The organism is Rhodococcus sp. NPDC055024 (assembly GCF_053608585.1).
Genome location: NZ_JBSGVT010000001.1, coordinates 841,566 through 856,071 on the forward strand (window position 1 = coordinate 841,566; position 14,506 = coordinate 856,071).

Genomic DNA, 14,506 nt, shown 5'->3' on the forward strand with positions numbered 1-14,506 from the left:
GCTGTGCAGCGACAGGCGACAGGGATGGACGACGTTCGAGCAGTCGTGGCGGAAGCGATAGGTGTCGCGCCGTCCACAGTCGGTGACCATGTCAATCTCTTCGAACTCGGCCTCGAATCGCTGGTCGTCATGCGGTTGGTGGGGCGCTGGCGCCGCAGCGGGCTGACCGTGACGTTTGCCGATCTGGCCGAGGTTCCGACTGTTGCACACTGGTCGACGATTCTGACCGAGACGAACGAAGTCGAGGCAGCCTCGGCGGCATCGGACGACCGCGCGGGCAGCGACGCTGCCTTCGATCTCGCAGTCCTACAGCACGCCTACTGGGTGGGCCGCGGTCACGACCAGTTTCTCGGCGGCGTCGCCCCTCACCTCTATACCGAATTCGACGGTCCGATCGTCGATCCAGAACGGCTTCGAAGCGCCTTGGCGACGGTCACCGCGAGGCATGGAATGCTGCGCGCCCGGATTACCGACAACGGGCAGCAGGTAATCCTGCCGAGCCTCGATCGCACCCTGCTCACCGTCGCCGATCTCACGGCAGCTGCTGAGTCCGAGATCGACGCCCACCTCGACGCCACTCGTGATCGACTTTCCCATCAGATGCTCGACATCGAAGCTGGGCAAGTCTTTTCGGCCGAGTTGACCGTCCTGCCTGGTGGCCGGTCGAGATTGCATCTCGACGTCGACATGATCGCCGGAGATGCCGTGAGCTACCGCATCCTTCTCGACGACATCGCCCGGGTGTACGGCGGAGAGACGCTGCCGCCCCTCGGCTACGACTACGGTAACTACCTCGCCGACCGCCCGACGGAGCGCCGCGAATCCCGTTCTGCTGCACAGTCCTACTGGCGGGCACGCCTCGACGATCTGCCGGGCGCGCCGACTCTGCCGCTGGTGGACGGGGATTCCGGTTCCGCCACTGCGACCCGGCTGTCGTTCCACCTCGACGCTGACGGATACGACCGGCTTCGCATTGCTGCCCGAGCCAACGGAGTGACGCCGGCAGTCGCGGTGGCCACGGCGTTCGCCGAGGTAGTCGGCGCGTGGTCTCGTGAATCCCGTTTCCTGTTGAACGTTCCGATGTTCGACCGCGCCGACACCCACCCGGACGTCGCAGCACTGGTCGGCGACTTCTCCAGTTCGGTGATGCTCGACGTCGATCTCACCGAGACCGTGTCCTTCCTCGAACGGGCCAAGGCCGTTCAGGCGACCCTCCATGCGGACGCCGCCCATGCCGACTACTCCGGTGTCGAGGTCCTGCGGGATCTGAGTCGTTCACGGGGAGAGCAGGTTCTGGCGCCGGTGGTGTTCACCAGTGCACTGAGTCTGGGGGAACTCTTCCATCGCCGGGTCCGCGAGACGTTCGGCGATCCGGTGTGGATCATCTCCCAAGGCCCTCAAGTGGTTCTGGACGCGCAGATCACCGAACTGGACGGCGGACTCCTCGTCAACTGGGACATCCGCGCCAACGAGTTCCTTCCTGGAGTGCCCGAGGCGATGTTCGGCGCCTTCGAACATCTGGTGTCCTCGATCGTCGACGGAGGGAAATCATTCTGGGACAACGCAGTTCCCGCACTGACTGCGCCTGTCGGCGCCTGGAACTCTGACGTCATGAACTCTGACGTCATAGAGGCGCCGGTACCGGAGGTCCCGAATACGGCCTCGTCGCTGCTGCATGCCGCATTCTTCGAGAGGGCCGCAGCCACCCCGGATGCGGTCGCGCTGACGTGGGCGTCGGGCACCACGATGACATACGGCGTACTCGCCGACAGCGCTCTGCGGATGGCGGCAGCACTCGTCGGGGCCGGAATCGCGGCTGGTGACACCGTCGGAATCACCCTGCCCAAGGGTTCGGACCAGGTCGTCGCGGTCCTGGGCGTCCTCGCGGCTGGGGCCGTGTACGTACCGGTGGGAGTGGATCAGCCACACTCGCGCGCAGATCTCATCGCCGACGCCGCAGGATTCCGCACGGTAATCGGGCGGGACTTGTCCGTAGCTGCGGCCCTTGCACACGATCCGATCGCCCAGCCGCATCTCGGATCCCCCGACGACCCGGCGTACATGATCTTCACCTCGGGATCGACCGGTCGCCCCAAGGGCGTCGTGGTTCCTCATGTCGCGGCGATGAACACGATCGGTGACATCGTCGACCGGTACCGCTTGGACGAGTCGTACCGTCCACTGTGCCTGTCCGAGTTGGACTTCGACCTGTGCACCTTCGACTTGTTCTCGTGCCTGTCCGTCGGAGGCACCGCCGTGCTGATCGAGGAACACGAACGGCGCGATCCGCAGCGCTGGGCCCGGATGATCGTCGAGCACCGGGTCAGCGTCCTCAGTTGCGTACCTCCGCTTCTCGACATGATCCTGTCCACCGGCATCGATCTCGGAGCCACGTTGCGAGTGGTGATGCTCGGTGGGGACAAGGTGACAACCGATCTGTACCGTCGGCTGACTGCAGCGATACCTGGATGCCAGTTCGCCGGACTCGGAGGCGCTACCGAGACTGCGATTCACAACAGCATCTGCGAGGTGCGGACTGTCGATCCGCGATGGCGCACGGTCCCTTTCGGAACGCCACTGCGGAACATGAAGTTCCGCGTGGTCGACAGGCACGGTCGTGACGTTCCCCAGTGGGTCGGCGGCGAACTGTGGGTGTCCGGCATCGGCCTGGCCACCGGCTATCTCGACGACCCGCAACGCACGGCAGAACGGTTCGTCCAAGCATTTGGTCGTCGCTGGTACCGCACGGGCGACCTCGTTCGCTACGTCGAGGACGGCATGGTCGAATTCATCGGCCGTATCGACAACCAGGTGAAGATCAACGGTTTCCGGATCGAACTCGGCGAGGTCGAGTCCGTGATGAACCAGGATCCCGATATCGTCTCCGGTGCTGCTGCTCTCGACGTCTCCGGTTCGCCGAGTCTGGTTGCTGCCGTCGTACTCGAGGACGGCGCTACAGCATCGGGCGCTACGGCATCCGTCGACATGATTCTGGAGCGTCTGTCCACTGCACTTCCGGCACACATGGTGCCCGACCGGATCGTGGTCACCACTGCACTGCCGGTCACGATCAACGGCAAGATAGACCGGGACGCAATCGTCGCCGCCGCCCGCACCTTGTCCGACACACAGCGCCGCGCCGCTCACGTGGCTCCCCGTACTCCGTTGGAGGAGAACATCGCCGACGTGTGGCGATCGGTGCTCGGTGTCGACCGTGTCGGTGTCACCGACACCCTCTTCGCGCTCGGTGGAGACTCGGTCCTCGCCACCACGATCGTCGCGCGACTGCGCGATCGTCTGAACACGGACGCGATAACCGTGCGGATGGTGTTCGCGGCGCCCACCGTAGCCGGCCTCGCCGCTCGGATCGAAGCATCGGGCGGGCTCTCGGAACGGGCAGCGACAGTCGCATCGGATGCGCCGCTGCTCAGCCTGACCGACGACGATCACGCTGCGATCGCCGACCGGTTCGGCGACGTCGAGGACATCTGGCCACTCTCACCGCTCCAACGTGGGCTGTACTACCAGATCAGCCTCGACCCGGCCGCGGCCCTGCTGTACACGGTGCAGAACGTCGCCGCCCTCGACCGGCGCCTCGACGACGCACGCATCGACGCGGCAGTGTCCACCGTGATCTCCGAAAACCCCACCTTGCGAGCGGCATTCACGGTCACTGCCCTCGGCGAACCGGTGCAGGTGATCCGTCGCCGAGTCGACGCCGCCGTCCGTGTGGTCGACCTGACCACACACACCGACGTCGATCGACAGGTGATCCGCGAGCTCGCTGAGGACCGGGCGGCAGGTTACGACGTCGACGCACCGCCACTGTTCCGGGTGACCCTCCTGCATTTGCCCGGCAACGAAGACCGGCTGGTCGTCAACTACTGGTTCGGGGCCTTCGACGGCACCTCGTCGTGGCTGCTGGCAGACCGTATTCTCGATCTCCACGACAACCGCGCCGCGCCGGCACCCGAAACGAGCTACCGAGATCATCTCGCGTGGCTGACACGTCAAGACCGCGGCGCGTCGTCGGCGGCGTGGCGAGATATGTTCGCAGACTTCGATTCTCCGACACTCCTTACCAACCGCACCGCTGATCGCGCAGGGGCAGCGTTGCCGCAGCGCCTCGAACGGCTCCTGCCCGGCGCCACCTCGGCTCGTCTGGCCGACATCGCCCGGACCGCCCAGGTCACTCCGTTCACCCTTCTCGCCGCTGCATGGGGAGCGGTCCTGACAGCGGTCACCGGACGCACGGACGTCGTATTCGGCACCGCGCTGTCCGGACGCCCGATCGAGGTCGCCGGCAGTGACCGGACGATCGGCGCCTTCATCGACACTGTTCCGGTGCGCGCGTTCGGTCGTGGATCCGACACTGCGGCGACGCTGGCGAGACGGATCCAGGATCAGCGGCTCGATCTGATGCCTCACGATCACCTCGGGCTCGGCGCCGTCCAGAAGGCGATCGGACTCGGAGAGTTGTTCGACACGCTGCTGGTTCTGCGGAATGCGGCCGCGCAAGATTCGGGTACGGCACCGCGCCTGCGGCATCTGTCGACCGTCGACGGCTCGGAATTCCCGATCTCCATCGCCGTCGACCCCGGTGACCGACTCAATCTCAGCGTCACCTACCTGCCGGATCTGGTCGACGAGTCCACCGCCCGCGATCTGCTCGACCGATTCCACGACGCCCTCGAGACGATCGCCGACGAACCTGATCGGCCGCTCGCCCGGTGGGCAACCAGTCGAATTCCCAGTTACCCGAGCCTGACCGGCACCCCCGACATCACGATTGCCGAACTACTTTCCGAGCGGGCCGAACTCGATCCGGATCGGACCGCGGTAGTTCTGGGCGAGGAGTCGGTGACCTTCGCCGAACTCTCCTCGCGTATAGACTCGTTCGCTGCTGCACTGATCCGCCGGGGAGCCGGGCCCGAACGTATCGTGGCGCTCGCTCTGCCTCGCACCGTGGAGACCGTGGTGGCCTTGTTCGCAGTGCTGCGTACCGGGGCGGCCTATCTACCGCTCGAACTCGATCACCCCACGGATCGGCTGAACGTGATACTCGCCGACGCACAGCCGAGCATCCTGGTGAGCACCAGTGCCGTCGTGTCGCGGCCGTTTGTCACTGACGCCGATGTAATGGTGATCGACGACGCAGAAACCGTGGCAGAACTACGCGCCGATCGGGTGCTGACGGCCGCCGACCAGGTGGCATTCGCCCCAGGCGTCCCGGGCAGGCTCGAGCATCCCGCGTACGTCATCTACACCTCCGGGTCGACGGGGGCGCCGAAGGGTGTCCTGACGCCCTATCGGGGCCTGACCAACATGCAACTCAACCACCGTAGCAAGATCTTCGAACCCACGATCGCCGCTGGTGGTGGTCGGACATTGCGTATCGCCCACACCGTCTCGTTCTCCTTCGACATGTCGTGGGAGGAACTGCTCTGGCTCGTCGAAGGACACGAGGTACACATCTGCGACGAGGAACTACGCCGCGACGCACCACGTTTGGCGGCGTACTGTGCGCAACGGAAGATCGACGTCGTCAACGTCACCCCGACCTACGCGCAGCTCCTCCTCGACGAAGGCATCCTCGACGGTGACCGCCGGATGCCGCTCGTGCTGCTCGGCGGCGAAGCCGTCCCGGACTCGTTGTGGTCCAGGCTTCTTCACGAACCGGGTGTAGAGGGCTACAACCTGTACGGGCCAACCGAGTACACGATCAACGCGCTCGGCGGAGGGACAAGCGACAGCGAGACGGCGACCATCGGTTCGCCGGTCACCGAAACCCACGCCTACGTCCTCGATCCCTGGCTGCGCCCGGTTCCGGAAGGCACGATCGGAGAGCTGTATCTGGCCGGAGCTGGTCTCGCACGCGGATACCTCGGCCGGTTCGGCACCACCGCAGCTCATTTCGTGTCGAACCCGCTGGCGGACGGTGGCCGGATGTATCGGACCGGCGACCTGGTACAGGTGCGTCCGGACGGTCTATTCGACTACTGTGGCCGCGCCGACGACCAGGTCAAGATCCGCGGCTACCGCGTCGAACTCGGCGAAGTCGAGGCGGCGGTCACGTCCTGCCCGGGCGTGGGGTCCGCAGTGGTCCGAGCGATCACCGCACCGGCAACGGGGACCCGCCAACTGACCGCGTACCTCGTCCCTGACGGGAGCGTCGAAGCGGAAGGGCTGTTTGCTTCCGTCCGAGACCGTCTCGCGTCACGGTTGCCGGACTACATGGTGCCGACGTCGTTCGCGCTACTCGATCGAATTCCGATGACCGTCAACGGGAAGCTCGACGTCCGTGCCCTGCCGGAACCCGACTCCAGCGGCAGCAACCATCAGCCGCCGCGCAGTCCGGTCGAAACCGTCCTGTGCGAGATCGTCGCCCGCATCCTCGGCGTCGACCGGGTCGGCATCGACGACGACTTCTTCGGGCTGGGTGGGGACAGCATCACCTCCCTCGCCGTGGCATCTGCGGCTCGAAGCGCCGGCATCGGCCTCACCCCTCGCGCGATCATGCAGAAGCGCACGGTGCGACTGTTCGGGACCGAGTTGACCGTCGAAGAGAACCCGGCGGCTGAGGAACGTGCCGCCGTGACGAGCGTCGAGGTGACGGACCTCAGCGCCGACGAACTCGACGAGTTCGAGAACAGCCTGTGAACGCACAAGCCCGGGCCGAAGCCACAGCAGGCCGATCGAAGATCCTCGAAGTCCTGCCGCTGACGGCGCTGCAGACCGGAATGTATCTGCAGTCCAGCCTGGCGGCGGCGGAGAGCGATCCCTACCTCTCCCAGACGGTGGTGACCTTCCGGTCGGCGGTCGACGCCCGGATCGTCACAGCGAGTATCACCGCGATGCTCGACCGCTACCCGCACCTGAAAGCTGTTCTCCGACAGCGGAGCAACGGAACCCTCGTATGGGTCGTGCCACGGGCGACGGTGCCACAGATCTCGCTGTCGGCGGCGGGAGCAGACCTCGAGGAAGCCAGAGCGGTCGATCGCGCCGCAGGATTCGAATTCCTGCGGAGCCCGCTGATCCGGTTCACGGTCGTCGATCGTGCACTGGTGATCACCTACCACCACAGTCTGATGGACGGATGGTCGGAAGCACTGTTCGTTCGCGAACTGCTGAGCGTTTACGAAGCGGGCGGCACGGCCGATCGGCTCGAGCCTGCGGCCGAATTCGGAACCTTCCTCGGGTGGATGGCGAAGCGGGACGCCGACGCTGCCCGCACGGGCTGGGCCGGCTACCTCGACGGTCTGGACGCGCCCACCCTCGTCGCATCCGGCACCGAGGTGGTGGAGAGTACCCCGGTTCGGCTCGATGTCGTTCTCCCACCCGATCTGGGCGAGCGGGTCACGTTGTGCGCCAAGGACGCCGGGGTGACGGTCAATGTGGTGGTCCAGCTCGCCTGGGCGCTGGTCCTCTCCTCCTTGACCGGCAGGCGCGACGTCGTGTTCGGGATGGCCGCATCCATCCGTCCGTACGACCTACCCGGTGCCGCCTCGATCGTCGGTCTGCTACTCAACACCGTCCCGGTGCGCGTGCGGGTCGATCGGACCGTCACTACCCGTGATCTACTCGCCCACATCCAGTCCGGACACCTCGACCTCGACGACCACCGACATCTCGGCCTGTCCGACATCGCCCGCACCGCCGGTCATTCGACGCTGTTCGACACGACAGTGGTCTACCAGAACTATCCCAGCGCAGTCCCGGACGACGGCGCCAGTGTCGACGACGTCACCGTGCTCGGTGCACCGATGAGTTTCCCCCTCGCTCTGGTCGCGGGCCCCGATCCCTCGCTGTGGGCGTTTGTCGTCTACCGACCCGAATCGATCCCGGCCGACGTCGCATCCACCGTGGGAAAGCTGTTCACGGACCTGCTCGACGAGCTGACTGCCGATTCGGACGTACCCGTGTCGCTGGCGCTTGCGAACGCGCGGACAAGCACAGAGGTCCACGACACAGGCCAGATCGTCGCCGTACCGAGATTGGAACAGCAACTGGCGCACAGGTTCGCGGAGTCCGCAGCCGAGGTGGCGATCGTGTCCGGTGCCGACACCGTGACCTACGCCGAGTTGGCAACCCGGGTCGCAGACTTGTCGGCGGCACTGCGCGATGCCGGGACAGGGCCGGAATCCACTGTTGCAGTCGCTGTCCCACGCGGACCCGACATGGTCGCTGCACTCCTTGCCATCCTCGACGTCGGTGCGGCGGTGGTACCGATCGACATCCGGTACCCGCGGGATCGCATCGAGTACCTTTTGGCCGACGCGAATCCCCACACGATGATCGTCGACCCGGACACCAGCACCCTTCTCAGCGCACTGGTACCCGCGACCACGCGCATCACGACCTCCGAGATCCCTCAGGATTGTGGGCCGGCGCCTTTCGTCTCCGAGTGGACCGGAGATCTGCCCGCGTACCTCGTCTACACATCCGGCTCGACCGGCGCGCCGAAAGGTGTCCTCGGTACCCGAGACGGGCTTGCGAATCGTTTGCACTGGGCCGTGAATCGATGGGGTCAGCCACGTAGCCGTCTGGCCAAGAGTTCTCTGAGCTTCATCGACGGAACCACCGAACTCTTGACCGGTCTACTGGCTGGGCAACGTGTGATCCTGGCCCTCGACGACGAGTTCACCGACGCCTACGCGCTGGCCCGGTTGGCCACCACTCATCGAGCGGAACAGATGACGGCAGTCGGATCCCTCGCCGCCGCGCTCTGTGATGCAGCTGCAGCCGACGTCTCGACGGTTAACCACTGGATCGTCAGCGGTGAAACGCTGACGTCGGGCGTGATCGAGTCGATCGCACAAGCCTGCCCTGCAACACATCTGACCAATTCCTACGGGTCTTCGGAAGTGGTCGGCGACGTCGCCACTCATGACGTGTCGATTCCGCGCAACGATTCCTCGGCGGCCAGCGTCGTCGGTTCGGCAGTGCCGAACACGACAATCCGGATCCTCGACGAGTTTCTCCTTCCCGTTCCTCGCGGTGTGGTGGGCGAGATCTACGTCGCGGGAATTCAACTCGCTCGCGGCTATCACCGGGCGCCGACGGCGACAGCGACTCGATTCGTTGCCTACCCGGACGGCGCCACGGGGGAGCGGATGTACCGCACCGGGGACCGCGGGCGACAGCTGCCGGACGGCACCCTCGACATCGTGGGACGCACTGACCGGCAGGTCAAGATCCGGGGACATCGAATCGAGCTCGGGGAGATCGAAGCTGCGACCGCCGCAAGTGGACTCGTCGACGACGTGGCCGTAATTGCCGTATCCGACGCTGCCGGACGACCGCGACTGGCCGGGTTTGTTGTTCCGAGTAGCGGTGAAGCCGAGCGGGGCACCGAGGAATCACACGTCGCCGACACGATCGGCGACGAGATCAGCGTGCGACTGCGTCAGACATTGCCGGAGTACATGATTCCCGCCTCGTGGATGGTATTGGCTGCGCTGCCGGTCACTCCCAACGGAAAGCTGGACCGGCTCGCTTTGGCTCGCATCGAGATCCCCACGACCTCGACGGGCGGCGCCGCGCCGCAGTCTGCGACCGAACTGGCGCTGGCGGCAATCATTGCCGACCTCGTGGGGATCGACGTCGCCGAGATCGCCGCTGCCGACGACTTCTTCGCTCTGGGGGGCGACAGCATCGCGGCCATCACGTTCGTGCACCACGCCGCCCGTGAGGGGATCGTGCTGAGCACGGCGGACGTATTTGCCAGGCGCACCGTCGCGGCGATCGCTGCGTGCGCGGACGCCGCAGTTCCGCGTAGCGCGCAGCCGGTGGGCGGCGGAGCCGCTCCCCTGATCGCGCTCGACGACACCGAACGTGCGGAACTCGCAGCCTCGGGAACCGATATCGACGACGTTCGTCCCGCGACCGCTTTGCAGCAGGGTATTGTCTTCCAATCGCTGACCGCGGCCGAGGATTCGGACGAAATATACATAATTGCAACACAATTCGAAATCGACGGCGTGCTCGAGAGTGCCCGACTCGAAGAGGCGTTGCACGCACTCCTCGATCGGCATCCGAGTCTGCGATCGACGTTCACGACCCTGCAATCGGGTCGCACAGTCGCAGTACTCCGACCACATCGCGACATCGAGGTGCGCCGATACACCGTCGACTCCCTCGACGGTCCGAACGCAGAGTCCCTGATCGCAGCAGACCGTCGAACCTTCGACGTCGAGGATTCTGTCTTGATCCGCGTCACCGTGCTCGACGAATCACCGGTCCGCCACCGGGTGGTCCTGACGATGCATCATCTGCTCGTCGACGGATGGTCGATGGGGACCGTCGGCACAGACCTGTTCCGCCTGTACCAGGGTCGAACCCTCACTGCCCCGGCTTCGTTCGACGACTACCTACGGTGGTTGACCTCTCGCGAGAGCGCTGCGGCGACAACCGCGTGGCGGAAGGTGCTCGGTCGCGATCCCGAGTCACCTGGAAGCCCGGTCCGCCCCTGCCTGGTGTCCGACTCCGACGGCCGTGCCTCACGAGTGGCTGCCGAGGAGATCATCGTCGACCTGTCCGAAGCATGGACCGGGAATCTCAAATCCTTTGCTGCTCAATCCGGGTCGACGCTCAGCGAACTGGTGCACGCGGCCTGGGCCGTGGTACTCGCGGCCGTCACCGGGCAGAACGACGTCGTGTTCGGATCGACGGTCTCGGGTCGACCTGCCGACCTCGACCGCTCGGCCGACATGGTCGGACTCTTCGTCAACACTGTTCCGGTGCGCGTGGACGTTCCTGCTGCCGCGACAGTGTCCGACGTCCTCGGTCGCCTGCGCGAGCAGACCGTGTCCGTCCTGGATCACCACCACGTGGGACTCGCCGACATCCAGCGGATCGGTGGCGTCGGCCGGTTGTTCGACACCCTCGTCGTGTTCGAGAACTTCGCCGAAGCAGACACTGCCGGTATCGATTCCGCCGACTTCACGGTCCGCGTCGGAGATTTTCACACGATGACGCACTATCCGATCACCGTGACCGTCTTTCCCGGAGACCGCTTGCGGATCGTCGTGGAGTTCCGGCCCGATCTGGTGGACACCCGCAGCGCCGCCACGATGAGTGACGCCCTGCATGCGGTCTTGGCGTCGATGAACACCCCCGAAGCCCACCGTGTATCCGACCTGGCGCTCGTCGACGCCGCAGAGCGCCGACGCATCCTTGGTGAGTTCGCCGGAGCCGAATTGCCCTATCCGGGTGGCACGTTGGTGGAAGTCTTCGACGCGCAGTGCGTCCGAACGCCCGAGCTTGTCGCAGTCACCGATGCCCGGACCACTCTCACGTTCTCCGCGCTCGACACCCTCGCGAACCGTATCGCCCGAGCACTGCTGCGTCTCGGAGTGGGAGCCGAGGACGTCGTCGTCGTACCCGCGACGCGGTCTGCGCTCACTCTTGCCTCCATCGTCGCGGTGATGCGGTCGGGGGCTGCGTACCTGCCGATCGAACCGGATGCGCCCGCCTCACGCACCCAACGCATTGTCGACAGTGCCCGACCCGCCGCGATCGTGACGACACCGGACGACCGCGCTGTCGACAATGCCTTGCTCGACGGATCGGTGACACTGGGGGCGTGCACGATCGTCGACACTTCGACGCTCGCCGAATCCGACTACGACCACCGCGTCGTCACCGACGCCGAACGACGCACCCCGCTGCACGCTGACTCGCCGGCGTACCTGATCTACACCTCCGGCACCACCGGCGTCCCGAAAGGTGTCGTCGTTCCGCATCGGGGGTTGGCGAACCTGTACTTCAGTCATCGTGATCGGGTGCATGATCCAACGGTCGCACGCACCGGACGCTCTCATCTCAACGTCGGTCACGCCTGGTCGCTGGCATTCGACGCCTCCTGGCAGCCGCAGCTGTGGATGTTCGGCGGCCATGCGGTCCACGTGTTCGACCGTGACGCCGCGGCGGATCCGACCGCGCTGCTCCGCGAACTGCGCCGAGTGTCCGCCGATTTCGTCGAAGTGGTGCCATCGGTCCTCGAACACCTGATTCGCGCCGGGCTCGGCTCCGAGATCAGTGCGCTCGGTGTGGGCGGAGAAGCCGTGACCCGGGAGCTCTGGGACAGGATGCGGTCACTGGATTCGGTTGTGCTGCACAACTTCTACGGCCCGACCGAGGCAACTGTCGACGCCGTCCACACCTCGACGGAACGCTCCGGAGAGCCTCTCATCGGACGGCCCGTCGCGGGTCTGCGTGCCTACGTCCTGGATGCCGGCCTGCGCCCGGTGCCCGTCGGGGTGGTGGGCGAGTTGTATCTCGGTGGCCCCGGCGTTGTGCGCGGCTACCGTGCTGCCCCGGCGCTGACAGCCCAGCATTTCCTGCCGGATCCGTTCGCCGCCGACGGGACCAGGATGTACCGCACCGGCGACCTGGTGTCGTGGACGGACCACGGATTGCTCGACTACACCGGCCGCGCCGATCACCAGGTCAAGATCCGCGGGCACCGGGTGGAACTGGGCGAGATCGAACACTGCCTGCGCGCGCTCGACGGCGTGGCCGATGCCCGCGTCGTAGCCCGCACCGATGGCACTGGCACAGAACGGTTGTCGGCGCACGTCGTGCCGGAACCGCGGCGCACGCTGGACATCGGAGAGTTGCGTGCCGGCGTCGCCGGCCGGTTGCCGTCGTACATGGTGCCTGCCACCTACACGGTCCTCGACCGGTTCCCCTTGCTGTCCAACGGCAAACTGGACCTCGCTGCGCTCCCCGAGGGCAAGGTTCCCGACCGAGTGCCCAGCCCGCCGGAGACCGACCTGGAATACCGGCTGTGCGCCGAGATCTCCGACCTGCTCGGCATCCCCGACATCGGAGTCGACGACGACTTCTTCGACCTCGGCGGCGACAGCATCATGTCGATGGAACTGTCCGCCCGTCTGCGTGCGCGCGGACTGACGGTCTCGCCCCGAGACGTCTCGACGGGGCGCACCGTACGCGCTCTTGCTGTATCCGCCGAGGCATCTGTTGGTGCACAGGTTGATTCGCGCTATTCCTCACTTTCGCCGTACGGCGAAGTACCGCTCACTCCCATCGTGGCCTGGCTAGCCGGCGTAGACGGGCCGATAGACCAGATCTCTCAAGCGGTGCTGCTTCGGATCCCGGCCGAGTTCACCGAGCAGAGGATCGTCGCGATGATCGACGCGCTCGCGCGGCGGCACCCGATATTGCGGGCACGATTCGACGGTACCCAGTTGGATATTCCTGAGCCCGATGGTTTTCCCTCCGAATGGCTTTCGGTACTGGACATCACCGGTGAGCGCGACGATTCCGCCCGGGAGGCGGTTCGCGCCGGGTCGCGGGCAGCAAAGGCACGACTGCGTCCGACTGACGGGCGCATGATCGACCTGGTGTGGTTCCGGCGTGACGAAGAGCCCGGCGAACTGCTCATCACCTTGCACCACCTGGTGGTGGACGGAGTGTCGTGGCGGGTGCTGTTGCCCGACCTCCACGTCGACGGTTGCGGCTCCTCCACGACGCCCGCGGCGGCACCAGCCCCCGACTCGTTCCGGCGGTGGGCGCATGCGGTGCACGATCACGCGCATTCGGCGTCGATCCTCGATGATCTCGACCGGTGGGCAGCCATCGCCGCACCCGGCGCTCGGATACCGCTGATCCGCCCCCTCGATCCCACTGCCGACGTCGGCGCCACGTTGGACCGGGTGTCGTTCACGTTGACCGAGGACGAGACGGCCGCGCTCCTTGCCGGTGTGTCCACCGTGCTCGGGGGGTCGGTGGACGACGTTCTGCTCGGCACGTTCACCGCCGCGCTCGCGGCCTGGTCCGAGGCCGGAACAGAAGGTGCGGACGCCGAATTCGTCGTCGACGTCGAGGGGCACGGCCGCGGAGACGTCGGCAAGAACTCTGTCGACGGATCGGGGGTCGTGGGTTGGCTCACCGACGTCCATCCGATCAGGATCACCGCACGCACCGATCGATTCGACGCGGTGCTCGCCGGTTCGGTTGCCGCGGCGCGTGAACTCGTCGCCGGGGCCAAGCGCGCACGGTCGGCGGTGCCAGGGGAGGGGATGTCCTACGGGGCGTTGCGTTACCTGAATCCGCAAGGGCGGAAGGTACTCGGTGAATATGACTCGGCAGCAGTGGAATTCAACTACCTGGGTCGATTCGACCTCGGCGGTCACGACGACGGTGACGACGGCGGCGGCAGGTTCAGGGCAAGCCCGCTGCGCGACAGTATGGATTCCGGACTCGGTGACGCCGTGCCGTGTTCTCATCCCGTGGTGGTGGACGGTTACGTGCACGATCGCCGTGGCGTCGGCGGCCTGACCACCTCCACGCTGGGCGCCACCGTTTCCTGGCCGCCTGCGGTGGTGGCTGAGGTGCCACGGTTGGTCGACGCGTGGGCAGCGGCGTTGCGATCCGTCGCCGCGATCGTTTCCGGTGGTGACGGGGGCTAATGAATCTGAGGCAAGGGTAACCTTCGTGCTACGTTAGGCGCCGTCACCCGCTGGGGGTGTATGAGCAGATC

The 14,506-nt window shown here is 65.9% G+C and carries 2 protein-coding genes; both read left to right on the plus strand.

The window, feature by feature from the left end; translation table 11 throughout:
• The first annotated feature begins 24 nt into the window (after positions 1-24).
• Positions 25-6,660, plus strand: a complete 6,636-nt coding sequence (locus ACWF6P_RS03870) for an amino acid adenylation domain-containing protein (protein ID WP_452620033.1) — start codon at positions 25-27, stop codon at positions 6,658-6,660.
• On the plus strand, positions 6,657-14,435 hold the full coding sequence (locus tag ACWF6P_RS03875; RefSeq protein ID WP_452620034.1) for an amino acid adenylation domain-containing protein: 7,779 nt from the start codon (positions 6,657-6,659) through the stop codon (positions 14,433-14,435). Before ACWF6P_RS03870 ends, ACWF6P_RS03875 begins: the two co-directional genes overlap by 4 nt.
• Positions 14,436-14,506: the final 71 nt, after the last annotated feature.

Bases quoted from the DNA above. Each gene is read 5' to 3' on its own strand.
- ACWF6P_RS03870 (WP_452620033.1), top strand. From the start codon at position 25: ATGGACGACGTTCGAGCAGTCGTGGCGGAAGCGATAGGTGTCGCGCCG.